Here is a 26458-nt window from a genome sequence, read left to right as displayed (position 1 = left end):
CTTAATCCTGATATTGCTTTTAACCACCTCTTAATCATGTGAGGAAATCTCTGTGAAAAAAATTACTCGAATTGGTATTGGCGGTCCGGTGGGTTCAGGCAAAACTGCCGTTATTGAAGTGATCACACCTATTTTGATTCAACGCGGAATAAAACCTCTGATTATCACCAATGATATTGTTACCACCGAGGATGCTAAACAGGTTAAACGTACCTTGAAAGGCATTTTAGATGAAGAAAAGATACTTGGTGTGGAAACCGGTGCTTGCCCTCATACAGCGGTGCGCGAAGATCCCAGTATGAATATTGCGGCGGTAGAGGAGATGGAGGCGCGTTTTCCTGACAGCGATGTTGTGTTAATTGAAAGTGGTGGTGATAACCTGACACTCACTTTTAGTCCGGCGCTGGCAGATTTTTATATTTATGTGATTGATGTCGCCGAAGGGGAGAAAATTCCGCGCAAGAACGGACCGGGTCTGGTACAGGCGGATATTCTGGTGATCAACAAAATTGATTTAGCACCTTATGTTGGCGCCAGCCTGGCGGTGATGGAGCATGACACTCAAGTTGTGCGTGGTCAGCGCCCTTATATCCTTACCAATTGCAAAACAGGTGAGGGTGTTGAAACGCTGGTAAATATGATCATGCGTGACTTCCTGTTTACCCATTCATTACAGGCGACACAATGACTTCCACCAGCTCGCCGCAAAATATTGGCGAAGTGTATCAACGGGCAAATAATCTTGGTGCCAACGCGCCGGAATTTGCACTATTTCAGGATGAACCGCCTCAGATGGCAAGCGGTGATGTCGGTAAAAGTGGCTATCTACAGTTGGGATTTGCCCGGCGTGGTGATCGTAGCATTTTGGCGCAAATGAAACGCCGGGTTCCTTATTTGGTGCAGCGGGCGCTGTATTGGGATGAGGCACTGCCGCAGATGCCGTGTGTATTTATGATCTCCACGTCGGGATGTATCTTACAAGGAGATAGATTGGCGCTGGACATTCATGTTGCTCCAGAGGCGTTTGGTCATGTTACTACCCAATCGGCTACTAAGATTCATTCGATGGTGAATAACTATGCGGCGCAAGTGCAAACTATCCAGATAGAGCAGGGAGGCTATCTGGAAATGATGCCCGATCCGGTTATACCCCACAGTGGTTCTCGGTTTATCACAGACACTCAAATAACCATTCACTCGACTGCCACATTGATTTATTCTGAAATTATTATGTCCGGTCGCAAATACCACCCTGCTGATCAAGGGTTTAAATTTGATGTTTACTCATCACGAATTACGGCAACTGATTTTGATGGCAAGATATTGTTTGCGGAACGTTATGTACTGGAGCCGAAAAAACAACCGTTGAACAGCGTAGGGGTGATGGGGCCGTTTCATGTATTCGGCAATGTGATCTTGCTCACGCCTCAAGTTCACCACGATCGTATTCTGGCGCGCATGACGCCTCAGTACGATGCTGAAACGGGTATAGCGAGTGGTACCAGTCGTTTACCTAATCAATGTGGTTTAATCTTTAAGGTATTGGGAAAAGAAACTTATCAAGTTAAAGCGGGTGTTCGCCTTTTCTGGCGTATAGCCCGTGAGGAGATCTTGGGTGTTACACTGCCTGAGCCGTTTATCTGGCGATAAAACCTAGGATAAGAATCTGTTTCGGGTTTTATCGCCAAATGGATGGTTGTCATGCTATTACTATCACTCTTTAACGGCTTTAATTGGACATTCAAAACCATCAGGTTTTATCGTTAGAAGGTCACATTTAAGATGGTCGATCACATGTTCTGCGGTATTTCCCAGAAAAGCAGCGGACAGCCCAGTTCTGCCGAGGATACCAAGAACGATAATGCCCGCATTCATCTCATCGCACATTTTGGGAATAACACTCTCTGGTAGTCCTTCATGGGTATGAGTATATTTTTCATCAATGCAGAATTTTTGGCGTAATTCTTTCATGGCAATAAGGTGTTGGCCACGTAGAGCATGGTTATAAACACTTGGATCGAAATCGGGTAGCTCAATAGCGATATTCAGTGGCGCAACAGGATAAGCGCTGACCAAATGAATTTCCGGATTTTTCATTACTTGATTTGCCAGTTCTTGAGTTTCCTTAACCAGTTTCAGGTTCAGTTCATGGTGGTATGATTCTTCATTAGATAAATTGACCGCGACGACAACGGAGCCTTGGTCCGGCCATATCTGATCTTTTACCATCCATACTGGACATGGGCATTTGCGGAGTAACTGCCAGTCAAGTGGGGTAAAAATCAAGGAGCCAAGCTTGTCATGTTTATGCGTCATTTTCAGAAGTAAATCGTGATCACCTGTAATGACCTCCTGGATAATCGCTTCATAAGGTCGATTATGCCATACCACTTTTATTTCAATATCAATACCGGCTTCCAGATAGTAGTACGCTTGTTGTTTAAGCCAGGCAGTGCGTTGGCTGGTAACACCTTTACGCATAGCACTACCTTCTTCTGGGGAGAGTAAGGTGGTCATCTCATAAGAGAGATCATAAATGGGCAAGAAAGCTTTAATCCGGCCACCGTTACGTTGCACTATATAAACTGCACGTCTTAATGCCGGTTGATCGTCCTGACTTGGGTCAATTGCAACTAAAAGGTTTTGATAGTTTGCCATAATAGTATCCTCACAGAGGCTAGACAAAACACGCTTCAATACTAAAGATAAACCAATATAAGCAAACCGAACAGGTCAGAGGAGAACCAGATCAACAAAATAAGATGATCTGGTTTTAAGATCAGGTAATTGAAACAGATTTTTTTCCGACTAACTCAGACAACTTATCCATGTTTTCAATCGTGATGTATTTACCTTTTACACCGAGAGTTTGGTTTTTCTGGAAACGCCCAAGCAGACGACTAATAGTTTCAACCGTTAAACCCAGGTAATTACCAATATCACTGCGGGTCATGGTTAAACGGAATTCTTTTGGTGAGAAACCACGCTGAGCGAAACGACGAGAGAGATTATAAATAAATGCGGCTAACCGTTCTTCAGCGTTTTTCTTAGATAACAACAATATCATTTCTTGGTCGCCTTTAATTTCTCCACTCATCAAGCGCATCATTTGCTGGCGGAGATTAGGCATTTTGCCGGACAGATCATCGAGTGTTTCAAACGGAATTTCACAGACCATTGATGTTTCCAGAGCTTGAGCAAAACTTGGATGCTGAGTATTGAGGATGGCGTCAAAACCGACTAAATCCCCTGCGAGGTGGAAACCTGTAATCTGCTCATCACCTTCTTCAGTAATGGTATAGCTTTTAATTGTGCCAGAACGGATAGCATAAAGAGATTTCAACTCATCACCTGCTTTAAATAACGTTTGCCCTTTCTGGATAGGTTTCTTACGCTCAATAATATTATCAAGCTGGTCAAGCTCGTGCTCATTCAAGGTAAAAGGAATACACAGTTGGCTAATGCTACAATCCTGGCAGTGGATCGCACAACCACCAGACTGGATTCGACGAATAACACGTTTTTCCTGGATCATTATGGCATGCTCATTTGAAATATTCATATCCTTCAACTTTAGCATTTCTTGATGATTCTGGTAAGAGCTATAATAGCTTTCTGCAATTTATTTAGGAAAATGTATTACCTGTTTATTCTATCCATAAGAAATTATTGCGTTGTATGTATAAAGCTGATGTTCTGCTATTGCCATCTCAAGGCTAAGGGGTTGTAATTTTTCATTAATATTTATGATATTATCGATAATATTACTGATAAATGACAAAACATTAAAAGATCCTTTTCCTGCTCAACCAGCACAGCTACAGCAACCTGATTATTATGTTTTGCGAAATATCAATTGCAGTGTGAATGATATTGCTGAAAGTAGATTTGCTAGTCCTTCGATGGCGAACCAATATCGACAATAGACAGTAATCCGTCTTTAATTACTGTTAAAACGTAACTTAATGCGATAAGAATTAACCCTATAGCATCAATTGAAATAATGAGGGCAGAAGAGAGTACGGATTTTCATCCGGGCTCATTGAAGCTGAATATATGTTTGCGACTTCGTTGCCAGAAGATTTATTCATCTACTTGAATCGAGTCGGTGTCCATGTATCTATTTATATACATTACGTAATATCAATGAGTAATTATTTCAATTTGAAATTATTTCATAAAAAATTAGTCGATATTGGTACTTACCATACTCCCATAAAGATATTAATTTTATTTTTCAAATGGTTGAATATTTATTGCTTTGCGTGATTAATAGTTTATTGAAATGCTTGTTAAGATAATTTATGGTTTAATCAATGAAATGTTTATTTTCGTTGGCATTGTTTGGTTGCTAAGAAGTTATAAGCACCGCAGTACTTATTCTGTTGCTGCTAGTAAAGAACTATTTGTTATAGAGGGATAGAGAGCAGAGATGCGTTTTATTTCAAAAACAGGAGAGGCAAGGTGAGTGAACAACAAAATCAAACTGTAACTTTACCTGATAAAAAATAGGATTACTGACTGAAGAAGGACTCTGGGATAATTGGCTGGATATAGATGCGGTGAAAAAACTGGTTAATCACCCGTTACTCATCGCAATGAATGAAGAACGAATCACTCTGTCCGGAATGCGTTATTTCTTGATTCAACATCATCATTATTCACGTAATTTCACTCGCTTTTTGTGTGCTCTGATCAGCCATATTGATAACTTCAATGATATTCATCATCTGATGGAAAATTTACGTGAAGAGATGGGGATAAATGGAGAGGGAAAAGTCACTCATGCTGAGTTGTTTCAGCGTTCATTGATGGAAATAGGTGCACAGGTCAGTTCTGTTCCTATACTTGAAGAAACCTCTTATTTTGCTTCGTGTGTCCTGAATTATTGCCGCTCAGGAGAAATTGCTGATGGTTTAGCTGCACTTTGCTTGGGGGCCGAAGCAATTGTTCCAATGATCTACAAGCCCGTATTGCATGCTCTTATACACTTAGGTATTGCTGAACGGGGTTTTCAGTTTACCGGGCCGACAGGAACCAATGCAGTTGAAGCTGCAATGAAAATCGCACGTAAAATGACGGGACGTAGCGACATTGTCGCATTCACCAATGCGTTTTACGGAATGTCTCTGGGTGCTCTTGCAGCCACAGCCAGAGAGAAAAAACGAAATGCGGCAGGTGTTTCCCTGAACAATATAGTACGCCTTCCTTTCGAAAATTTCCTTGGTCAGAATGACACGTCACTGGACATTTTGGAGAAAATGCTAGTTTCTCCGGGTTCCGGTATTGACTTGCCTGCAGCAATTATTCTGGAAACTATTCAGGCAGAGGGTGGAGTCAATGTGGCGAGCGTAGAATGGTTACGGAGTGTAGCAGAGATCGCAGCTGCAAACAATATCTTGCTTATTGTTGATGATATTCAGGCTGGTTGTGGTCGTACAGGCACTTTCTTCAGTTTCGAAGAAGCAGGAATAAAACCGGATATCATCTGCCTTGCAAAGTCTGTTTCAGGATATGGACTTCCCATGTCTCTTGTTTTAATGAAACCTGGGGAATTGGAACAGGTCTTTGACGTCCAGTCGTACAAAACTCACAAGGTCACAGGATAGGGCATGTAAGAAATGAGAAAAATAATCCAAATAATCGAGGCTATATGTCTAATAGGGAGCTTGGGTTTCATTCGGATACCTTTGAAATTGTTGGGCTTATGTGTTTGAGGGGGGGCTGCTTCAGGGGGATTGACTCAAATCGTAAGTGGCCTAGCCATCTACAATCAAATGTTAAGGGAAAAACCAGAACTACTTGACGCCCTTTTTGAAGGATATTATTACGCTACAGCTGAACGCTCTTCTAGTAAACTTCCCTGCACGTCATACAAAATTCCGATTTTCTCAAAAATGTCAGGTAGGGTGAGCTCTATGTGTCTCGGTGCTTATATGCGAGCAGCAGCAAAACTTCAGGGACTAGCTCTCCCTGACGCACTTGATGCTGGACTCCACGCATTTTATGAAATATGTAACCGCCCAGAGTTCAGACTCGAATTTATGCTTGAGCTTGGAGAAATCCTTTTTCTCAACAACTATATGTTCTAACTTTCAGTGAAGAGCATAATTTCCCGGTTGTGATAAAACCGGTGGATGGATGCAACTCGAAATACGTTAAGGTATGTAGGAGTCTCAGAGAAGTATCCGATTTTTTCCGCGACAGAACCGTTGATGGCTGGATGGTAGAAAAGTTCATCTCTGGAAATATGTATCATGTTAACGGTGTAATTAATGAAGCAGGAGACTCATTTTTTGCTCCCTGCGCTTATATCAATAATGCTCTTGACTACCAGCATGCAGGTATATTTGGCAGCCGTACTATTGATCCTGCTACCCCCTTGGCAGAGCGACTGAACAGTATTACCTATCGAACTATATCAGCGTTGCCTGCTGCGCCTACCCTCGAGTTTCATGCCGAAATATTCCACACCGCCGATGACCGATTAATTTTATGCGAGATCGCGGCCCGTACTGTGGGTTCACTTACGGGGGAGTTAATAGAACACACCTGGGGGATAAATATACATAAAGCTTGGATACAGAGTTGTGCAGGTATCAATGACGTACTGAAAGTCTGGACTGAACCAAGAGAATTCGCAGCATCAATTCGCGTTCCTGTTCGTCCGGCATATCTGATTTCTTTGCCAGATTCAGTTCCTTATGACTGGATATCCACACTCTGCTTATCAGGGAGAGTCGGGCAAATTTATCAACAGGCAACATCTTATACCGATGACGTTGTTAGCGCCATCATTACCGGCAACAGTGATGTACAACTTACTGAACGAATTGAACATTTTGCCGACTGGATTGATGATTTAGTCCGGTGGCAAAACTGATAAGATTCCTTTTAACCCTGTGTTTTGAGAGAAGACTATAATGAAAATCCTTATAGCAGGTTCAGGCGCCGGCGCACAGGCGCTGGCATGGAAATTATTATAGGATTCTGTAGTAGAAAAAGTATGGTTAGCCCCAGGTAATCCGGCTACGTCATGCGCACCCGGAATGGAAGATATTCCAGTGTCTTCAGGAGATGTTGAGGGGCTGGCTAGGGCTGCTCTGGAACTAAAAGCAGACTTTACGCTTATCACACCGACCCAAACTTTGGCAGCTGGGGTAGCCGACTACTTTAAATCTCGTGGGTTACCCATCATTGCCCCAACTCGTGAAGCCTCCCGACTTGAATGGTCGAAAGGCTTTTCCAAAAAATTCATGAAAAAATATCAAATACCTACACCTTACAGTGCAATTTGTGAATCACAGGAACAGGCCCAGAAATTTGCTGACACATTACCTTTACCTGTGGTTATCAAAGCAGACGGTATGGTACATGGGGGAACGGGTGTAGTGATAGCCCAGGATCGCCAGCGTGTTAAAAACACTCTGGAAGAGTTTTTCACAAGAAATGTCGGACCAGTGCTGGTTGAAGAATTCATTGAAGGTGAAGAAGTCTCTTACACCATCCTCTTTGACGGAAAAAACTATCTACCACTGGCTGAAAGCCGAGATTATAAAAAGCTGCTTGATGGGGATAAAGGCCCTAACACTGGTGGTATGGGAGCTTATTCCCCAGTACTGTCCTCTGCACAGCATGATGCTATTATTACCCAAATTGTAGAACCTTGTCTGGCAGCTCTTAATTCCGAAGGAATCGAATATACAGAATCGGGGGAATGTTTATGGACAACATGAAGCGTAACAAGCGTAATGTTCTGCTCGCAGCTAATATAAGTTACATACTCGTCATTCTGGATTCGTCCATAGTTAATGTAGCTTTACCGACTATTAAAGAGAGTCTTTCACTTGGTGTAACAACGTTACAATGGGTTGTAAATGCCTATCTGGTTTTATTTGCAAGTTTGTTACTGTCAGGGGGAGTCCTTTGTGATCGTTATGGTTCAAAAAGTGTTTACATTACAGGGCTTGGATTATTCACTCTCGCCTCCGCTTTGTGTGGAATTAGCAGTGAAGCCGCTATTTTATTAACCGGTCGCGTACTTCAGGGTATTTCCGCCGCCATACTCGTACCAGGTTCGCTTGCTTTGATCACTCATACCTACACAGATAAAACAGAACGAACCCGTGCCATTGCCAGCTGGGCAAGCTGGGGAGGTATCGCGCTGGTGGCGGGGCCTGTCATAGGAGGGTGGCTGACCGAATATCTGTCGTGGAGATCGATTTTCTTGGTAAATGTGCCGCTCTGCTTAGTGGGTATCTTTCTGACACTTAGAGTGCAGTCTCCAGAGCATGAACATAAAAGTTTAACCATGGATATAAAAGGCCAGCTACTTCTTTTCCTGACAATATTGCGCAGAACCCCTTGTTGTTATTTGCCCGGCCAATCCAGAATCGTGTCCCATTTCAAAAAGTATACGGCATGTCAATGCAATCTTTTGTTTTAGTGTCCAGTTATTTTCTTTTAAATGAACATACGCTCCTGCCACTAAGTTGCCAATAGCTTTGGTGGGGCTTTTTATAACTCCTATTTGGAGACTAAAGCTAATTTTTCAGGCGAAACTTACCTTGGCAGATCCCACACCGAGTAAGTTAATTTTCAACTGATCACCCGTATTAACAGGCACCATGGTGGTGAGGGAGCCAGAGAGAATGATTTCTCCACGGAGTAACGCCATATTCAGTGTTCCTAGCATATTCGCTAGCCAGGCAACAGAGTTGGCTGGATGTCCTAGTGCAGCGGCACCAATGCCAGTGTCAACCAGTTTACCGTTCTTCTCCAACGTTATTGTCACGGCAGCTAAATCAATTTCTGAGGGCATACGGGCACCATTGCCAATGACAAATAACCCTGATGAGGCATTATCAGCAACAGTATCTGTGATTTTTATTTTCCAGTCACGGATACGGGAATCGACAATTTCGATACAGGGCACGACATAATCTGTTGCTCTGAGTACATCTCCTGCTGTGATACCTGGTCCACGCAGATTGTGTTTCAGGATAAAACCAATTTCGCCTTCAGCTTTCGGCGCAATTAATTGCTCAATGGGTACAGTGGCATTGTTTTTGTAATGCATATCTGAGGTGAGAATGCCAAAATCGGGTTGATCGACGTTCAATATATCCATAACTGCTTGACTAGTGATACCGATTTTTTTACCGACAATGCGTTCTCCAGTTGTTTCCAACCGGTAAGCAATAACTTTTTGCTGGATGAGATAGGCGTCGTGTAATGTTAGTTCTGGATATTCACTAGAGATAGGATCGATGGCTTGATGACTCTGCCATGATTGAAACAATTTTTCACCAAGATGGGTTATGACGTTATTCATCTGTTGTTGCTCCTGCTCAAACCACAGAAGTGACATCCCAACTGGAATATCACTCGTCTGAAAGGGACATTATTTGTTGCCGTTTAGTAAAAAATCGATATGGAGCCGGTTGAATGTGTCCGGGTCTTCATATTGAGGCCAGTGACCGCATTTTTCCATCACGACAAAACGGCTATTTTCGATAAGCCCGGCAAGACGCTGACCTACTGAAACCGCAGCAGTCGGATCGTGTGTAGTCCATAGCACTAAGGTTTCAGCCTGGATCTTTGCCAGTTCATCTTCGGTCAAAAGGTTACGTAAACGGGTATCCATATCTTGCAGGCACATGATGTTTTCCATTGCGGACAACATACCCGGCTGACGATAAATGGCAAAACGGGCTTCAACCAAGTCTTCTGTCACCATTGCAGGATCTTCCATCAGGAATTCAAGGCGTTTGCGGGTAGCTTCCCGATCTGGGTTTTTCACTGCATTTAAGCTCAGTGTGCGCAGGCGTTCCATCACATTTGGATCAGCAATCATGCCACCTGCGGTGTTCAACACCAGACGGTGAATATATTGCGGATATTTTGCCGCAAACCGGGCTGCAACCCATCCGCCTAGCGACTCGCCAGAAAGGTGAATTTTCTTCAGATTTAATGTTTCAATAAGATCCCGTAGGTGTTCCACATAATCGATAATCTCATAGGAACGGACAGGTTTATCCGTGAAGCCATGCCCCAGCATATCAATTGCCAGTACACGAAAATGGGCAGCATGGGGCAGTATGTTGCGCATATAAGCTTCTAAATGACCTGCAATACCATGCAAGAAAATCAGAGTAGGTCCGTTACCCGCTTCAAGAACACGAGTTTTTATCCCTTTTACATCGAGATAATGTAGATGGATTTCACCGCTGGCAATAGCAGACCAAAGCGAACGTAATTCGGGTTGTATAAGTTTATGTTGAGGATTCGCTGATATTGACATCATGATATCTTCCTTATTTATTTTAAATTAATACGTTATTAATATAACGATAGCGGGTAATATTCACTAATACTTAATATGTCTAGTCTGAAAGAAAAAAACGATGATGCTTATTTTTATTCTTGCAGATATTTATTTTCAACAACATCTATTAAGTGCGATAATAATTCTGATGTATTGTCTTTTCGCCATGCCATTATTAACTCTATTGTGGGAGAATATCCTGATAATGGCCGGCAAATAACGGCATCTGTCATGATGCTGGTAATATAGAATGGTACTATTGCACACCCTAAATTTAGACTAACCATGTTTAAAATTAATAGCATATTATTAGCTGTTTGAATAATATTAGGTACGACATTATGTTCAGTAAAATAATTTTCTATAATCTGTTGTAATACACCAGATTGTGTTGGATCAGGAGTAATAAAATTTTCTCCTTGTAGGTCGTTGACTGAAATTTTCTCACAATATCTTAGCCTGTGATTAGCAGGCATCAGAACCACCAGCGGTTCATTAAGAATGACTTTAAAATCAATATAATCACTCTTTATTGGCGGGCGCATGAAAGCGACATCAATGTCACCTTGTAATAATTTCTCTTCTTGTCCTGGATTAAATAAACTAATAAGTTCTACTTTTGCTCCAGGATGAGCTAAGCGAAATATTGGGATGACTTCAGGTAATACTTTAACTTCTGCTGATGGGACAAATCCGATAGTTAGCACAATTTGTTCTTGTGCCGCTCTGCGGGCCATTTTTTTTGCTTTCTCTGCATTTTCAAGAATAAGCCGGGCTTGTTGGAAAAAAACTTCTCCGGCTTTGGTTAGAGAGACTCTGCGTTTATTTCTCTCTAATAGTGTAGAACCAATATAATCTTCTAAATCTTTTATTTGTTGACTTAGCGAAGGTTGTGCAGTATGCAATTTTTTTGCGGCCTTAGTAAAGTTTAATTCTTCTGCCACCGCAATAAAATAGCGTAAGTGTCTTAATTCCATTGCTGTTTCCTCACATATCGAAAAAAAGTCTTAATTTAAACAAACAATGTATTTCACAAAATATTAATCTATTAATAGCATTCATTTTGCATGTTGGCAAAAAGTCAACTTTTCTTTTACTTGAGGACTGAATAATATGACATTGAGCAAAGATTCAGATATTTACCGCCTGATTGATGCCCGAGCCGGTCGTGTAACTCCTCAGATTTATATCGATCCCGAGCTCTATCAATTAGAACTCGAAAGAATATTTGGCCGTTGTTGGCTGTTTCTAGCTCATCAGAGCCAAATTCCCAATCCGGGTGATTTTTTCAATACTTATATGGGAGAGGACAGTGTTGTTGTTGTCCGTCAAAAAAATGGTTCCGTTAAAGCTTTCCTAAATCAATGTCGCCATCGTTCCATGCGGGTTTGTTACGCAGATAGCGGTAATACCCGTGCTTTTACTTGCCCTTATCATGGTTGGTCATATGGTGTGGACGGTCGATTAATCGACGTTCCGTTGGAAGCGTGCGCTTATCCACATGGGCTTTGCAAAGAGCAATGGGGACTTCAGGAAGTGCCGTGTGTGGAAAGTTATAAAGGATTGATTTTTGGTAACTGGGATACGACAGCCCCCTCTCTGATTGATTATCTCGGTGATATGGCTTGGTATCTTGATGGTGTGCTTGATCGCCGTGAAGGAGGAACTGAGGTTATTGGTGGTGTGCAAAAGTGGGTGATCAATTGTAACTGGAAATTACCCGCTGAACAGTTTGCCGGCGATCAATACCATGCTTTATTCAGCCATGCCTCCGCCGTACAGGTTTTGAGCGTAAAGGATGGCGACGATAAAAAAGCATTAGGTGCTGATCAGACTTCACGACCAGTTTGGGAAACGGCAAAAGATGCCGTGCAATTTGCTCAGAATGGTCACGGTTGTGGATTTTTCTTGACCGAAAAACCCGATGCCAACGTTTGGGTTGATGGTGCCGTTGCCCGTTACTACCGTGAAACCTATGCCGAGGTAGAGCAGCGGTTGGGAAAAGTCAGGGCACTGCGTCTTGCCGGTCACAACAATATTTTCCCGACACTTTCCTGGCTTAACGGTACTGCAACCATGCGGGTGTGGCATCCACGTGGACCTGATCAGGTGGAAGTTTGGGCGTTCTGCATCGCAGATAAAGCCGCTTCTCCGGAAGTAAAAGCCGCTTTTGAAAACAGTGCGACCCGTGCATTTGGTCCGGCAGGTTTTCTCGAACAGGATGATTCAGAAAATTGGGTGGAAATTCAGAAGGTACTTAGAGGTTACAAAGCCCGTAACAGCACCTTGTGTATGGAAATGAGATTGGGACAAGAAAGAGTGCGGGATGATGGAATTCCGGGTGTGACCAATTATGTTTTTTCCGAAACCGTTGCCCGTGGCATGTATCAGCGTTGGGCTGACTTACTCACCAGTGAAACCTGGGATGAGATAGAGGAAAAAAGCCGGGTTTATCAACAGGAGTTGGTCAAATGAAAGAGTTAATTGTTAATCAGGAAAAAAGGGTATCGTCGGAACTGCACTATGAAATAAGCCAGTTCTTGTATTACGAAATTACATTGCTGGATGAGTGGAGATTTCGCGATTGGCTTGAGTTGTTATCAGAAGATCTCAGCTATACCATGCGCACTATTGTTAATGCCCAAACCCGCGATCGCCGTAAGAGTATCCAGCCGCCAACTACTTGGTTGTTCAATGACAATAAATTTCAGCTTGAACGCCGGATAGCTCGGTTGGAGACCGGTATGGCATGGGCAGAGGAACCCCCATCCCGTACACGTCATCTACTGACAAACTTAGTGATTACTGAAACGGATTTGCCTGACCAATTTCATGTTCAGTCCAATTATTTGCTGTACCGTTCACAAAAAGAGCGAGATGAAGCTTTTTATGTTGGTAAGCGTCTGGATTGTGTTCGCCGTCATCCGAAAACGGATAGCTGGCTGATTTGCAAACGTGAAATTACCTTGGATCAGGCAGTCTTAACTTTCCATAACTTGAGTGTCTTATTCTGATGAGTCAATTATTCGTATGTACTGTTGAAGAATTGCCCGACGGAGGAGCGCGTAAGGTTGAATACACACCGGATATTGCGTTGTTTCACTATGATGGCGAATTCTTTGCTGTTGATGACCGGTGCAGTCATGGTAATGCCTCTATATCCGAAGGGTATTTGGAAGACAATGCGACAGTTGAGTGTCCACTGCATACGGCCAGTTTTTGTCTTAGAACCGGGAAGGCACTTTGCCTTCCTGCTACAGATCCATTGAAGACCTATCCTGTTGTTGTTAAAGACGGAAACATTTATATCACTGTATCGGAGGAGCAATAATGAGTTGGATCAAAGATCAAGTCATTTTATTAACAGGCGGTGGCTCCGGTTTAGGTTTGGCTTTAATAGAGCGTTTTATTGCTGAAGGCGCCAAAGTGGGCGTTTTGGAGTTATCGGCAGAAAAAGCGACAGCTTTGGCACACTGTTTTGGTAACGATATCTGTGTTATTCACGGTGATGTTGCCTCTTTTGAGGACAATGAACGAGCAGTGGCTGAAACTGTTCGGCGTTTTGGCAAACTAGACTGCTTTGTTGGTAATGCCGGGATATGGGATCACAAAATCAGCCTGCTTGACGCCTCACCAGAGCAGATTGATAAAGGATTTGATGAGCTGATGGGTGTTAACCTGAAAGGGTATATTCTAGGGGCTAAAGCCGCGTTACCGGCGCTAACCGCATCAGAAGGCAGCATGATTTTTACGTTGTCAAACTCGTCATGGTTTTCTGGTGGTGGAGGGGTATTGTATACCGCCAGCAAGCACGGTGCGGTCGGCGTGATCCGCCAGTTAGCTTATGAATTAGCGCCAGTTATCAGGGTTAATGGTGTTGCGCCTTGTGGTATGCCAAGTGATCTTCGTGGGGCGGCTTCACTATCTCAGCAAGATAGATGTATTACAGATAACCTGTCATTAGAAAGTCTCAGTGCAATTTTGCCTTTGCAATTCATACCTCAGCCAAAAGATTTCACCGGTCCGTATGTCATGTTGGCTTCCCGTGCCAATAATCGCACTTTAACGGGGGTGATGATAACGGCTGATGCCGGATTAAGTATCCGTGGCATTCGCCAAACGACAGCGGGAGTGATGTCTCCGACCAAGAAGGAGAGTTCAGATGACCGTTAAATTGATTTGTACTTCACACACACCTTTGATGGGTTTTGGTTCTCCGCCTGAGGCGACAGAAAAGCATGTTCGGCAGGTTTTTCAGCAATTGGCTGAACAGATAAAGGCCTACGATCCACAATTGATAGTGATTTTCGCTCCTGACCATTTTAATGGTTTTTTTTATGATCTCATGCCGGCATTTTGCGTTGGAGTAAGAGCGAATGCAGTGGGGGATTGGGATATTGGTAAAGGTCCACTCAATGTTCCTGAAAACACCGCGAAGGATTTAATTTCTGCCTTATATGATTCAGGGATTGATGTGGCTCACTCCTGGCGTATGCAGGTCGATCACGGCTTTACTCAACCATTGATGCTGCTTTGTCAGGAGTTACAGCGTTATCCAGCTATCCCAATATTTATTAACTGTGCAGCTAAACCATTACCGACATGCCGTCGTGCTGTTGAGTTAGGTCGTGCAGTGGGTCAATTCCTATTCACAACAGATCAGCGGGTATTGCTGTTAGGTTCTGGTGGCTTATCACATGATCCTCCGATACCACAAATGGGACAGGTTTCGCCGGAAGTTGAAGAAGGGTTGATTGCCGGGAGAAATCCGACAAAAGAAGTGCGTCAAAAACGGCAAATCCGGGTAATTGAGGTTGGAAAATCGTTGGCTCGTGGCGAGAATGTCGTTGCTCCGTTGAATCCACAGTGGGATGACGAGTTATTGCGTATTTTTTGTAGTGGCGATATTCGGCGTCTTGCTTCGTTAACAGAGGGGGGAATCGCCATTCAGGGCGGGAAAGGTGGACAGGAAATTCGCTGTTGGATTGCGGCTTTTGCGGCGCTTTCTGTTTATGGCGAATATAAAGCGCAACGGCATTATTACCGACCTATTAAGGAGTGGCTGGCAGGGATGGCAATGGTCAGTGCTCAACCTGTCACTCAGATAGGAGCATAATATGCGGAATCAGACTTTTATTATCGTTGGAGCAGGGCAAGCGGGAGCTATGGCCGCCGCAACCTTAAGGCAGCAACAGTTTGATGGCGATATTATTTTAATTGGTAAGGAATATCATGCGCCTTACGAGCGGCCAATTTTATCAAAAGACTATTTAATCAACCCAGAGGAAGCGCCTAAATACCTGTTCTCCGAAGATTTTTATCTGAAAAACCAGATAGATCTGCGCATAGGCCAGTTGGTCAGCCAGATTATGCCATCGAAACATTGTGCTGTTTTAGAAAATGGCGGCAAGCTCAGGTATGACAAACTCCTGCTCACTATGGGGGCAAGAGCCAGACGATTTCCGCTGCTCGATCAGCTGGGTGAAAATATTTATACCTTGAGGACGCTGGATGATGCGCAACGTTTACGTCAGGCGGTGAAAAAAGACAAACGGATTTTGATTGTTGGTGGTGGTGTGATTGGCCTGGAACTGGCGGCAACCTCTTGTGAATTGGGGGCAAACGTGACGGTTATCGAACAGGCAGATAACATCATGGGGCGTTGTGCTCCTCCATTATTGCAGGATTATCTTTTGAATCGTCATCAGGAAAAAGGGGTACAATTCTTCCTTGATACCAATATTGTTTCCGCACAAAAGCAAGGGAGTGAATTAGTGCTTATATTGAACACCGGTGAAAAGGTGATCGGAGATATTATTATTTATGGTATCGGCGCTGAATTCAGGGATCAGCTTGCCGCTGATGCCGGTTTGGTGACTGATGGCGGAATCGTCATTGACAGCCGTTGCCAGACTTCTGAACCGGATATTTTTGCTGCCGGGGATGTTTGCCTTCAGAGAGAACCGCTGACAGGTGATCTACAGCGCCGTGAAACTTGGGAAAATGCTAACCGTCAGGCGACCATTGCCGCGCATGCCATGATGGGGTTGGACCCCCCTCAGCCAGGCGCGCCGTGGTTCTGGACCGATCAGTGGGGCATTAACATCCAAATGGTTGGTAACATGCAGGCTGAAGAGTGGCATATCCAGGGTGATTTGCAATCAGATAAGGCCATTTTATTTGGTACAGAAAATGAAGTTTTAGTCGGTGCTGTCGCGATTAATCAGGGAAGAGAAATGCGTAATTTACGGAAATTACTTGCTAATCCTGCGCAGGTGGTGTCCGGCGTAGAGTGGGCGTGACTTTGATAGCCTCTAAGAAAGATTACGGTTAAAAACCGTAATCTCAGATTATTGACAAAGTGCTGGTTTTTTATCCGGTACTTTGTTTTAATTAAGTTCCGTTCATTCAACGGAGCTTGCCACCATGTTAAGAACACCCCCTCTCCAGACTTTCCCACCAGAAACGCTCTCGCTTGACGAGTTGGTTCCTAAAAATCATTTGGTCCGTAAAGTCGATGCTGCCATTGATTTCGAATTTATCCGCGAACTAGTTGCCCCGTTGTATTGCCGCAATAATGACCGTCCTGCTATCGATCTGCTATCGATCCCGTTATGTTGCTTAAGATGATGTGACTGAGTTATTTTTTATTGCTGGATAAAGGGGGCATGTGGTACGGCAAGGGCAAAAATGGCGCATCGGAGGGCGATCACATCGGCCTAATTGAGGAAATATGAGCTGTCAGGACTTGGCCGGGGGCCATTGCTGGGCCGCATGGAGTACGCGCAGCACAACCAGCGTACCGCTTTCATCCTTGATGCGATAGACAATCACATAATTAGGCCGCACGACGATTTCACGGGTACCGTGCACACGGCCGGGGCGGTACAGTTTAGGCCGCTGCGCAGCGAGTTCGATTTTAGCATCAAAGTCTGCGTCAAGCTCAAGTGCGGCGCTGGGGTTGTTTTGTGCGATGTAATCAAAGATACGTTCTCGATCTGCTTCCGCGATCTTTCGCCAAATGATTTTCATGCGCGACCCTGTACAATGCGTTTACGCAAGGCTTCACGTTTGGCGGCAAATTTGGCCTTGACATCAGTGTGAGGGATACCCGGACCGGGTTCATCTATGGCTTGCTGCACCTGCTCACGAAACCATGCATCATATGCAGCAGCCTCGTGGGTACGCTTGAGCGCTTCGGCACGATCTGGCCTGCGCGTTGAGGTATTGGGGGGAGCGGGGGCGTAGTTTGATGAATCCACGTCGAAGCGGGCAATACCAATTTTTTTGAGATAGGAAACCAGCGTTTCAAACTTGCGGAACAGCCGCACATTGCGGCTGCGCTGTGCGGCCAGTGGTCGTTCGTGCATTCCATAGCGCACTATCACGGCCCAGCCACCTGGCTGGCCTACGATGTGCGCTCCTTTAACGGCTCCGGCCTCCACTAGATGTGAGAGGGTGCCGTGGTCGATAGTTTCAGCCATGTTGTCACCTCGCAATTTCTGAATATTTCACAATGTAGACTACTGTAATTTATAGAGCGAATTATAGTAAATTGCAAGGCGATTTATTATTTTTTACCCAATAACTGAACGTAAAACAGGCAGTTTTCCTTACCACATAAATGCCCCACAGCTTTTTATGCTCTCCTACTTCTCAGATCTGCCATATTTACGAAAGTTCCTCGGAGTAAACTGGTAGATACCATCGCATTTATTAACGAAATCGCCCGGCCTTCGGATACTAACTTTCATGATGAAATGGTGGAGCAATACGGGAGAGTCCGGCGCTTCCTGCTGGAAAATATCGAATTCAGAGCGGCTCCGGCGGGGGATGTATCAGCGGTCTGAGATTACGGTTAAAAAACCGTAATCTTTATTTTAATCTTACAAACATCTCTTATTAATGCTTAATAACATAGAGATCTTTCGATGACATAAGACCAAGTGGGCTGATATAATATCCGCCAATATAAGGTTTTATTAATCTGGCGCTAACATAGTAATAAATAGGAATTGCTGGGACATCTTTTGTAAGAATATCTTGTGCTTGCTGGAAATATTCTATGTTGTTTGTTGCTTTGGCTTTACTGATCATTATATCATAAATATCATTATGATATAATGATGTATTATTAGAACTATTGGTGACATAATTATTTAAAAACGAAGCAGGATTATCGTAATCAGATATCCATGCGTATCTTACCAAATCAAAATTACCTTGATGCATGGTATCTAACATTGTTTTCCATTCTTGATTCTGTAAAACAGCATCCACGCCCAGATTTTTCTTCCACATTGAGGTGACGGCAATAGCAATCCTTTTATGATCCTCTGATGTATTGTAAAGAAGATTAAATTTCAATGGATTATTTCTGTTATAACCCGCTTCATTCAATAACTGCCGGGCTTTTTCAATTCTTTTTGCCAACGTCCATGATGCATAATCAGGCTGTTTTAAGTTCATTCCGCCTATATTTGGTGGAGTATTATTATAGGCTGGCTTTTGGCCTTGCCCTAAAACTTTATTTGTTATGATATCTTTGTCTAAAGCCAGATTTAATGCCTGTCTGACTCTAATATCGTTAAAAGGGGCTTTTTGGGTATTAAATTCGTAATAATAAACAGCTAATTTAGGTGAAATATGAACTTGATTACCTAACTTGGTTTTTAATGATTTAAATAAAACCGATGGAATACCCTTTGTAATATCTATTTCTCCTGCTAAATAACGGTTTACCACCGCTGTTTCTGATGTGACGTTAAGATAGGTGACTTTATTAATCACGGTGTGTTCATTATCCCAATATTGTGGATTCCTGATGCCAATCACTTTCTCATTGACGATCCATTCAGAGAGTTTGAATGGGCCACTACTGACAAATACATTTGGTTGAGTCCATTTTTCACCATACTTCTCAACCGCTTTTTGGCTGATAGGAACCATAACGGGGTGTGCTAGCATATTTAAAAAATAGGATAACGGTTGCTCTAATGTTACTTCTACCGTTAAATTATCCAATGCTTTTACGCCTAATTCATCGACTTTTTTCTTACCAGCAAGAATATCTTTGGCATTTACTATATACATGTTTTCAATATAACTGCCATACGGGGACGCCATTTGAGGATCAATTAAACGTCTCCAACTAAAAACCACATCATGAGCGGTAATAGGTGAACCGTCAGACCATTTTATTCCTTCTCTTAGATGAAATACCCAGGTTTTATTATCGTTAGTTTCCCAACGGATAGCTAAATTAGGATTAAACTTACCATCATTTCCTATACTGATTAATCCACTAAAAAAGTCGTTTATAATATCAAACTCAACATCACTTTCAACTTTATGCACATCAAGAGAAGCAGGTTCTGAACCATTATGACGAACAATATTCTGGTTGGTTGCCAGTTGTGTACTGGGTGGAATAATTGCTGCATGAGCTAATGTCAAGCTTCCAAGCATAATTCCTGTAAATAAGGATATGTTTTTTATTGTTTTTTTCATCATGATTTCTCCAATAATAACGCATTTTTTTCAGGTTAATGTTGCAAGTTGTAACATCTGAAATCGGATCTAGGGTAAGTAATTCGACTGAACGTGAAGCCAAAAGTAATTATAGCTATACCCGTCATCTTTCAAGTTGCCTCTTTGTTGGCTGCGTTCGCTCACCCCGGTCACATAGTTACCTATGCTCCCGGGGATTCACTCCCTTGCCGTCGCGATGCATCTTGAAATCTATAGGGTATAAATATGTATTATTTCATTCCAGATGTCGTTGACTGATAATTTTATTTTTCTAATCACCCTGTTTAAAGAGTGATAAAAATAACCTTAATGACTTATTTTTATAAAAATCCATATGAACATTGTTAATTTTTTGATTAAAAAAATTTATTTAACGACAGTATTATCTGTTTCAGATATTAGTTGGTTTTTAACTTTTAAAATCGTGTTTTGTGAATGAATTCACAATTCGCTGATGAAGGTTGTTCTTGATACTAAGAGGAGAAATAGCACACGACACAGATGGATAAAGTTTGCATTGGTTAACGATTGAATGTATATTCTTTATGCTGTCAATCGTTAACTTGGGGTGCATTATGCAAACTGTATATAGGAAGACCAGACTCGGTAATAACGTAGCGGCACCTCATCATGAGTACGATGACGCTGATATAGCGGCTGATCGCCTTGTGAATATCATTAAGGAACTGGCTGATGGTATTCGCAGTAAGGGTAAGGTTAACATCAAGCGTCAGCTAGCGTTGCCGGATAATCAGTTTCTGATGAATATGTTGTTTTTGGCGATACCCGCACGGGCGCTTGCTGAACTGACGCCGGAGAAGAAGAGGTTACTCAATCGTGTGCGTAGCCGTGCGCGCTTTTTTGACAACGTGCGTGAAAATGGTGGTGTGTTAAATTCTGCTGAGGTAGCGAGTTTGCTCGGTGTCAGTAAAGTAACAGTTAAAAAGAAAAAGGACACAGGTAAATTACTGGCCTTGGAATACGATGGTGAGTTTATTTATCCGGCTTTTCAGTTCACCGATGATGAAAGCAAAGGCGAAAAAGGTGTGTTCAAGGGGGTGACGGAGATCTTGTTTCATCTTAATCACTTTAGCGGTGTGATGCAGTACGGATTTTTCGTGCAGAAACGTAATGTACTGGATCACCGTTTACCAGAAGGTCAAGAGTTCACTGTTATTGATTTGCTGAGAGATGGTGTTTCGGATGACAAGCTTCAACAGATAATCCGTTTAGCCAAGTTATTTGGCACTCAAGATGCTGCATAGTAAAAAGAGAGGGAACGGGCACACGCCGGCTCCCTCTTTTATCATATTACGGGAATATCCAGGTCGTTCACCAGGATATCCTCGGCAATTTCTCCTTCATACTCAAATTCCCTGAGCACCTTGAGTTCCTCGGTGCGTATCACGCTTTTGCCAGAAGGATCGTCATGCCAGAGCACGATGCAGGGTTCAAGCGTGACGTTAGACATGTAGGTCAGTCCATCCGCGTGCGGTGATAGCTTTGCCGCGAGTTGTTGTGTGATCCGGTAGTCTGTGCCGGTTAGTTGATGGGCGGTGATATGCATTTTCGGCGCAAGCCGGGTAATGTCTACAATACGTAGATCTTTCTCTATCACCAATGTAGCCATATGGTACCCATCCAGTTCCCGGTCTGTAATAGCTGGCAGACGTTGAAACACCTCCTTCATCGATGTTCTTGGAGAACTGGCAAGATATAAATTGCCATCTATGCCGTTCGTTAACCCGTACCGGGTATGTCCTCCATCTCGGTTAAAGAATACTCCATTGCCTCCGTGTTTACCCTCTTGTAGCCGGTAAAAAACTGTGCCGGCTGAGATGATAATGATACTTTGCGTAATTTTATCGACGGTGAGGGTATCGAACTGCTGCTTTATCACTGAGTCAGGGCTTGCCTCAGATTTTGTTACCACTGAACACTCCTGTATCCTTGCCTGTTTCAGCCATATGTTGTCTCCGGTGTTATTACATTAACTGGACAATGAAGACTTATAATGCTGTGTATTTATCCAGTTGTGGGTAGTATATTACAAACAAGGGGGCAGGGTATATGTTTTGATGCAGATTTGATGCAGAGAAAGATTGGGCAATGTACCTCAGTATTTATTCACAGGGATGATGTGAAATATTTACTATTTCTCTTTTCTTTAATCACATTGTTAGATTATTAATATAATCATTGAATTCATATGTTATGAAATAAACAACTGTGCAATAATTAAAGTCATTATTTATATTTTGTTTTTATACAATGATGTGCTTTATTAAACAGAATAATGAGTTAATGGTAAATAAATTTTTAGGATTTACCATGATAATACAGTCTAATATGGTGTAATCAATTATTTTGTAGGCTGAATATAATGATATTAAAATAATAATATATTTGTTTATGGATATTTATCATCGGTTTTATTACATGGGTAAAATAATCTATCAGTTAGTTTTATGTAATTCACAAATAACGATTATATTAGCCAGGAGTATTGAAAATACTTATTTATGATTATGGTGATATGTCTTCATTAGCCTATTTTATAGCTATAAAAATTGACATTATCAATCCATGTATAAATGGTAATCAATATGCAGAGAACTCAAAGAGTTGTTATTACAGGTATGGGCGCCGTAACACCAATTGGTGAAGATATTGAATCATGTTGGCAAAGTATTATCGAGAAACAACATCAATTTCGCAGAATTGAATTTCCTGACTCATTCATTAATTCACGTTTCTTTTCTTTCCTTGCACCCAATCCATCACGTTATCAGTTATTACCAAAAAAGTTGACTCATATGCTTTCTGACTGCGGAAAAATGGCGTTGAAAGCGACTTATCAAGCTTTTACCCAAGCATTTGGTGTGAACGTATCACCTGTTGAATATTACGATAAATACGAATGTGGGATCATACTTGGCAGTGGCTGGGGAGCTGTCGATAATGCCGGAGATCATGCCTGCCAGTATGAGGAAGTTAAATTAGCTCATCCCATGAGTAATCTTATCACCATGCCAAGTTCCATGACGGCGGCGTGTTCTATCATGTATGGACTACGTGGTTATCAGAATACCATTATGGCTGCTTGCGCAACGGGTACAATGGCGATAGGTGATGCCTTTGAAATTATTCGCTCAGGGCGGGCAAAATGTATGATTGCCGGGGCCGCTGAATCACTTACTCGAGAATGTAATATTTGGAGTATTGATGTACTGAATGCATTGTCGAAAGAGCAAACGGACCCCAATCTTGCATGTTGTCCATTTAGTCTTGATCGCTCTGGATTTGTATTGGCCGAAGGAGCGGCGGTGGTTTGTCTGGAAGATTATGATTCGGCCGTCGCGCGTGGGGCAACGATTCTGGCGGAAATCAAAGGTTACGCTCAATATTCAGATGCCGCTAATTTAACCCGGCCGACAGAAGATATTGAACCTAAAATATTATCGATAACCAAAGCCATCGAGCAGGCGCAGATTTCGCTGGAAGATATTGACTATATTAATGCTCATGGTACTTCTACACCGTTAAATGATCTTTATGAAACTCAGGCAATTAAAGCAGCACTAGGCCAATATGCTTATCAGGTACCTATATCAAGCACAAAATCTTATACCGGTCATCTTATTGCTGCCGCCGGTAGTTTCGAAACTATTGTCTGTGTAAAGGCATTAACTGAAAATTGCTTGCCAGCAACATTGAATTTACATCGGGCTGATCCAGATTGCGACCTTAATTATTTACCTAATCAACATTGCTACACCGCTCAACCAGAAGTGGCGCTTAATATCAGTGCAGGTTTTGGGGGACATAACGCTGCGTTGGTTATCTCTAAGATAAGGTAACTGATATGTTGATTTTTGAAATGGAAGATATTGAACATTGGTCGAATTTCTCTGGGGATTTTAATCCTATCCATTATTCGGCGAAAAGTGGATTTTTACACAATATGCAGCAGTACCCCGTGCAGGGAATGTTGAGTCTGCTTTATGTCAGGCAACAGTTCTCTCAATTAACCTCCGCTTTTACATCTAGAATACTGAATATTGATACGTCATTCCGTCAATATGTTTATACTGCATTGCCACATCAGTTGAGAATTGATACTAAAAGCAAAACGTTTAAATTGGAAAATCCGTGCAGAAAAAGTGCGTTATCTGGCAATACCAGGGTAGAAAATACAATGGAGTCAATTGAAAATTGGATTGTTCAAGATAACTGCCAGAAATTGACGATAACAAGGAAAGGAGTTTGTGAAAAATATGCTGTCTTTAGACATTATTTCCCCAGTGTCACATCTATTGGATGGTTTCTGGATGCGCTTGCTTTTCATCTTGTTATTAATTCGACAAGTTTTCTTGATTTTGAACACTACCATTTTAACCAGTTACAGGATTATCTGAATCGATCTTTTACTTTGCATACCGGACAAGCGATTAAGATCAGGGAGGACATTGTTAATAGTACAATATTACTATCTTCTCCGGATGTCTGTGTTGAATTAAATCCTCCTTTATTGATTAAGAATGGCCCTAAAGATTATATCCGTATTTTTTATTATCGATGTTTATATGATAAAAACCCTATTTTTGTATCAAAGATTTCAATTATCTCTAAGATGAAATAAAAGGAAAGCGAAATGCCAACACAAAGTGATATCTTTACTGCAATAAAAAATAGAATATTAATGATGAAGGATATAGAAGAGGAAGAGATAACACCAGAATCTTATTTTATTTCACTTAAATTTGACAGCCTTGACTATGTGGAAATTCAAGTGTTTGTATTGGAAACGTATGGCATTATGCTTAAAGCTGAACTTTTTTCAGATCATTCTATTTCAACATTAGATGATCTTACTGGTTATGTAAAATCAAAACTGTAAGCTGAGTTTTGATTTAATGCTGTTTTTTCACCATTAATATTAAGAGGTTATAATGAACATTCTAGAGCAAGGTAAGGTTGCTGCTTTATATTCAGCATATTCGGAAACAGAAGGTTCTTCGTGGGTTGGAAATTTGTGCTGTTTCTCAATTGATCGAGAACATTTACCTATTATCGTGAATGGGCGTCGTTTCTTGATTGAATTTGTTATTCCAGAACATTTACTTGATAAAACTATTAAACCAAGAATATTCGAATTGGATATCAATAAACAGTTTTTACTGCGTCGAGACCATCGTGAGATAAATATTTATCTTTTAGGTGAAGGCAATTTTATGGATAGGACGACGACAGACAGAAAATTATTCGAATTAAATGAAGATGGTTCACTATTTATTAAGACATTACGCCATGCGATTGGTAAATATGTTTCTATCAATCCTTCAACCACGCAGTTTATCTTTTTTGCACAAGGGAAATACAGCGAATTTATCATGAACGCCTTGAAGGAATTTGAAGATGATTTATCAAAACGTTATCGTGTAAGAATTATTCCTGAATTGCAAGGGCCATATTATGGCTTTGAACTTGATATTCTTTCTATTATAGCTTAATTCACAATATTATGGAGAGTGTGATGGAAAAGAAAATAACAACATTTACCATTGAAAAAACTGATGACAATTTTTATGCTAATGGGCGTCATCAATGTATGGTAAAAATCTCTGTACTTAAACAAGAATATAAGAATGGTGATTGGGTAAAATTAGCACTTAGTGATGCTGAAAAAAGATCGATTCAGGTGGCTGCATTGAGTGATAGCCTCATATATGACCAATTAAAAATGCCTTCAGGATGGACAACGACAGATGCGAGAAATAAATATGATCTTGGGTTATTAAATGGTGTTTATAGTGCTGATATTTTTACTGAGGAGCCGGTAATAAATCATGCGGGAGATTGCTGTACAAATGAAAACTATCAGAACAGTGTGAAGAGTGTTCCTGAAATTATCTATTGTTATGTTAGTAGTAATAGGACAAGTACAGAATACCTAATGGCAAAAATGACATTCGAAGATACGAATGGGAAGCGCACACTAACAACGAATATGTCGGTTGGTGATGAAGTTTTTGACAGCAAGATTTTATTAAAAGCCATTGCTCCTTATGCAATTAATGCAAATCAATTGCATGAAAGTACCAATATATTGTTTGATAAAACAGAAGAACCAACGAAATCGGATACCCATCATCAAACAATTAACCTTTATCGCTGGACATTGCCATATCATTTGAGGATTCTTGAAGGGAATGACAGGACTGTTAATAATATATATGTCCTTGGTAAAAATTCATCAGATGATAGATTCTTGACAAGAGCAAGAGTATTTAAACGAGGAACTTCATATGTAAATGCTAGGAATGATATGAGTGGAGGATGTGTTATGGACTACTCTTATGATGTAACTGTTCCTGACACACAGCTTGCTGCTGAGGTACTCCATGTAACAGGATGTTCATGGACGACCGGTTATTTCGATGGAGATTATGATGTCACAATCATTGATAACTACGGTTGCCAGCATAAATTTAGAATATCCTCGGTTAATATTGGACGTGCGCTAAGCATAGCGAGAATAAGTTGATTTTCCTTAGTAAAAAATCTTTATCTATGCTGGTAATCGCATGTGCGTTTACC

27 protein-coding genes and 4 pseudogenes are annotated in these 26458 nt (G+C 41.8%); 22 read left to right on the top strand and 9 right to left on the bottom strand.

The window, feature by feature from the left end; genetic code table 11:
• The first annotated feature begins 52 nt into the window (after window positions 1-52).
• Both ureG and AACQ83_RS01715 read left to right on the top strand, forming a co-directional pair.
• Window positions 53-688 carry an urease accessory protein UreG gene (gene ureG, locus AACQ83_RS01720; RefSeq protein WP_011146430.1) on the top strand — a complete coding sequence of 212 codons (636 nt, stop codon included), beginning with the start codon at window positions 53-55 and terminating at the stop codon, window positions 686-688.
• Entirely contained in the window at window positions 685-1650 is a 966-nt protein-coding gene (locus AACQ83_RS01715) for an urease accessory protein UreD (protein WP_112875999.1), read from the top strand. The genes ureG and AACQ83_RS01715 overlap by 4 nt, the downstream gene beginning before the upstream one ends.
• A gap of 63 nt (window positions 1651-1713) precedes the next feature.
• Here the strand turns inward: AACQ83_RS01715 and uspE are convergent, their stop codons facing one another.
• On the bottom strand, window positions 1714-2658 hold the full coding sequence (gene uspE / locus AACQ83_RS01710; protein ID WP_112875998.1) for a universal stress protein UspE: 945 nt from the start codon (window positions 2656-2658) through the stop codon (window positions 1714-1716).
• Between the two features lie 121 nt (window positions 2659-2779).
• Entirely contained in the window at window positions 2780-3535 is a 756-nt protein-coding gene (locus AACQ83_RS01705; RefSeq protein ID WP_011146433.1) for an FNR family transcription factor, read from the bottom strand.
• 1027 nt (window positions 3536-4562) lie between these two features.
• Here AACQ83_RS01705 and AACQ83_RS01700 point away from each other — a divergent pair.
• From AACQ83_RS01700 to AACQ83_RS01675, 6 genes and pseudogenes are all read left to right on the top strand, one after another.
• Entirely contained in the window at window positions 4563-5609 is a 1047-nt protein-coding gene (locus tag AACQ83_RS01700; protein ID WP_192880959.1) for an aminotransferase class III-fold pyridoxal phosphate-dependent enzyme, read from the top strand.
• A 126-nt stretch (window positions 5610-5735) separates the two neighbouring features.
• Window positions 5736-6092: pseudogene (locus AACQ83_RS01695) on the top strand (TauD/TfdA family dioxygenase); the annotation flags it as partial.
• A 29-nt stretch (window positions 6093-6121) separates the two neighbouring features.
• A complete protein-coding gene (locus AACQ83_RS01690; RefSeq protein WP_158539347.1) occupies window positions 6122-6883 on the top strand; it encodes an ATP-grasp domain-containing protein in 762 nt (253 codons plus the stop codon).
• Between the two features lie 121 nt (window positions 6884-7004).
• Window positions 7005-7217: pseudogene (locus AACQ83_RS01685) on the top strand (phosphoribosylamine--glycine ligase N-terminal domain-containing protein); the annotation flags it as partial.
• On the top strand, window positions 7194-7736 hold the full coding sequence (locus tag AACQ83_RS01680; RefSeq protein WP_255566830.1) for an ATP-binding protein: 543 nt from the start codon (window positions 7194-7196) through the stop codon (window positions 7734-7736). The pseudogene AACQ83_RS01685 and the gene AACQ83_RS01680, both read left to right, overlap by 24 nt.
• Window positions 7724-8446, top strand: coding sequence for an MFS transporter (locus AACQ83_RS01675; RefSeq protein WP_158537744.1), 723 nt, complete (start codon window positions 7724-7726; stop codon window positions 8444-8446). The genes AACQ83_RS01680 and AACQ83_RS01675 overlap by 13 nt, the downstream gene beginning before the upstream one ends.
• Before the next feature lie 105 nt (window positions 8447-8551).
• Here the strand turns inward: AACQ83_RS01675 and AACQ83_RS01670 are convergent, their stop codons facing one another.
• The 3 genes from AACQ83_RS01670 to hcaR form a co-directional block, all read right to left on the bottom strand.
• Window positions 8552-9334 (bottom strand): fumarylacetoacetate hydrolase family protein, encoded by a 783-nt coding sequence (locus AACQ83_RS01670; protein WP_112875992.1) that lies wholly within the window; start codon window positions 9332-9334, stop codon window positions 8552-8554.
• Between the two features lie 69 nt (window positions 9335-9403).
• Window positions 9404-10306, bottom strand: coding sequence for an alpha/beta fold hydrolase (locus AACQ83_RS01665; protein WP_240000672.1), 903 nt, complete (start codon window positions 10304-10306; stop codon window positions 9404-9406).
• Between the two features lie 113 nt (window positions 10307-10419).
• The gene (gene hcaR / locus AACQ83_RS01660) at window positions 10420-11304 is read right to left on the bottom strand and encodes a DNA-binding transcriptional regulator HcaR (protein ID WP_112875991.1); all 885 of its coding nucleotides are present in this window, start codon (window positions 11302-11304) and stop codon (window positions 10420-10422) included.
• A gap of 136 nt (window positions 11305-11440) precedes the next feature.
• Here hcaR and hcaE point away from each other — a divergent pair, with 136 nt between their 5' ends.
• From hcaE to AACQ83_RS01625, 7 genes and pseudogenes are all read left to right on the top strand, one after another.
• Complete coding sequence (hcaE, locus tag AACQ83_RS01655; RefSeq protein ID WP_112875990.1) at window positions 11441-12802, top strand: 3-phenylpropionate/cinnamic acid dioxygenase subunit alpha; 1362 nt, start codon at window positions 11441-11443, stop codon at window positions 12800-12802.
• Window positions 12799-13341, top strand: coding sequence for a 3-phenylpropionate/cinnamic acid dioxygenase subunit beta (hcaF, locus tag AACQ83_RS01650; protein WP_112875989.1), 543 nt, complete (start codon window positions 12799-12801; stop codon window positions 13339-13341). Before hcaE ends, hcaF begins: the two co-directional genes overlap by 4 nt.
• Complete coding sequence (hcaC, locus tag AACQ83_RS01645; RefSeq protein WP_011146458.1) at window positions 13341-13658, top strand: 3-phenylpropionate/cinnamic acid dioxygenase ferredoxin subunit; 318 nt, start codon at window positions 13341-13343, stop codon at window positions 13656-13658. The genes hcaF and hcaC overlap by 1 nt, the downstream gene beginning before the upstream one ends.
• Window positions 13658-14500 carry a 3-phenylpropionate-dihydrodiol/cinnamic acid-dihydrodiol dehydrogenase gene (gene hcaB, locus AACQ83_RS01640; RefSeq protein WP_112875988.1) on the top strand — a complete coding sequence of 281 codons (843 nt, stop codon included), beginning with the start codon at window positions 13658-13660 and terminating at the stop codon, window positions 14498-14500. The genes hcaC and hcaB overlap by 1 nt, the downstream gene beginning before the upstream one ends.
• Window positions 14490-15443, top strand: coding sequence for a 3-carboxyethylcatechol 2,3-dioxygenase (locus AACQ83_RS01635; RefSeq protein WP_112875987.1), 954 nt, complete (start codon window positions 14490-14492; stop codon window positions 15441-15443). The genes hcaB and AACQ83_RS01635 overlap by 11 nt, the downstream gene beginning before the upstream one ends.
• A gap of 1 nt (window position 15444) precedes the next feature.
• Window positions 15445-16629 (top strand): phenylpropionate dioxygenase ferredoxin reductase subunit, encoded by a 1185-nt coding sequence (gene hcaD / locus AACQ83_RS01630; RefSeq protein WP_112875986.1) that lies wholly within the window; start codon window positions 15445-15447, stop codon window positions 16627-16629.
• Window positions 16630-16753: 124 nt separating this feature from the next.
• A pseudogene (locus AACQ83_RS01625) lies at window positions 16754-16924 on the top strand (IS5/IS1182 family transposase); the annotation flags it as partial.
• Between the two features lie 144 nt (window positions 16925-17068).
• Here AACQ83_RS01625 and AACQ83_RS01620 read toward each other — a convergent pair.
• Entirely contained in the window at window positions 17069-17359 is a 291-nt protein-coding gene (locus AACQ83_RS01620; RefSeq protein WP_112875985.1) for a type II toxin-antitoxin system RelE/ParE family toxin, read from the bottom strand.
• On the bottom strand, window positions 17356-17811 hold the full coding sequence (locus AACQ83_RS01615) for an antitoxin PaaA2 family protein (RefSeq protein WP_112875984.1): 456 nt from the start codon (window positions 17809-17811) through the stop codon (window positions 17356-17358). The genes AACQ83_RS01620 and AACQ83_RS01615 overlap by 4 nt, the downstream gene beginning before the upstream one ends.
• A gap of 171 nt (window positions 17812-17982) precedes the next feature.
• Here AACQ83_RS01615 and AACQ83_RS01610 point away from each other — a divergent pair.
• A pseudogene (locus tag AACQ83_RS01610) lies at window positions 17983-18162 on the top strand (hypothetical protein); the annotation flags it as partial.
• Window positions 18163-18229: 67 nt separating this feature from the next.
• Here AACQ83_RS01610 and AACQ83_RS01605 read toward each other — a convergent pair.
• Window positions 18230-19840: an ABC transporter substrate-binding protein gene (locus AACQ83_RS01605; RefSeq protein ID WP_112875983.1), complete on the bottom strand. Its 1611-nt coding sequence runs from the start codon at window positions 19838-19840 to the stop codon at window positions 18230-18232.
• Between the two features lie 593 nt (window positions 19841-20433).
• Between AACQ83_RS01605 and AACQ83_RS01600 the strand changes: the two genes are divergently transcribed.
• On the top strand, window positions 20434-21123 hold the full coding sequence (locus AACQ83_RS01600; RefSeq protein WP_240000671.1) for a hypothetical protein: 690 nt from the start codon (window positions 20434-20436) through the stop codon (window positions 21121-21123).
• Between the two features lie 41 nt (window positions 21124-21164).
• On the opposite strand, the gene AACQ83_RS01595 is transcribed toward AACQ83_RS01600, so the two are convergent.
• On the bottom strand, window positions 21165-21791 hold the full coding sequence (locus tag AACQ83_RS01595; RefSeq protein ID WP_112875981.1) for an RES family NAD+ phosphorylase: 627 nt from the start codon (window positions 21789-21791) through the stop codon (window positions 21165-21167).
• A 673-nt stretch (window positions 21792-22464) separates the two neighbouring features.
• Here AACQ83_RS01595 and AACQ83_RS01590 point away from each other — a divergent pair.
• The 5 genes from AACQ83_RS01590 to AACQ83_RS01570 are packed head-to-tail and all read left to right on the top strand — an operon-like array spanning window position 22465 to window position 26405.
• Window positions 22465-23718, top strand: coding sequence for a beta-ketoacyl-[acyl-carrier-protein] synthase family protein (locus tag AACQ83_RS01590; protein ID WP_240000670.1), 1254 nt, complete (start codon window positions 22465-22467; stop codon window positions 23716-23718).
• A 5-nt stretch (window positions 23719-23723) separates the two neighbouring features.
• Window positions 23724-24500 (top strand): hypothetical protein, encoded by a 777-nt coding sequence (locus tag AACQ83_RS01585; protein ID WP_112875979.1) that lies wholly within the window; start codon window positions 23724-23726, stop codon window positions 24498-24500.
• A 12-nt stretch (window positions 24501-24512) separates the two neighbouring features.
• On the top strand, window positions 24513-24758 hold the full coding sequence (locus AACQ83_RS01580; RefSeq protein WP_112875978.1) for an acyl carrier protein: 246 nt from the start codon (window positions 24513-24515) through the stop codon (window positions 24756-24758).
• 52 nt (window positions 24759-24810) lie between these two features.
• Complete coding sequence (locus AACQ83_RS01575) at window positions 24811-25371, top strand: hypothetical protein (protein ID WP_112875977.1); 561 nt, start codon at window positions 24811-24813, stop codon at window positions 25369-25371.
• Between the two features lie 23 nt (window positions 25372-25394).
• Complete coding sequence (locus AACQ83_RS01570) at window positions 25395-26405, top strand: hypothetical protein (protein ID WP_112875976.1); 1011 nt, start codon at window positions 25395-25397, stop codon at window positions 26403-26405.
• Window positions 26406-26458: the final 53 nt, after the last annotated feature.

Source organism: Photorhabdus sp. S10-54 (assembly GCF_963878145.1).
Lineage (GTDB): Bacteria > Pseudomonadota > Gammaproteobacteria > Enterobacterales > Enterobacteriaceae > Photorhabdus > Photorhabdus kayaii.
The sequence above is the reverse complement of the archived record's forward strand: the minus strand, read 5'-3'. Positions and strand labels throughout refer to the sequence as shown.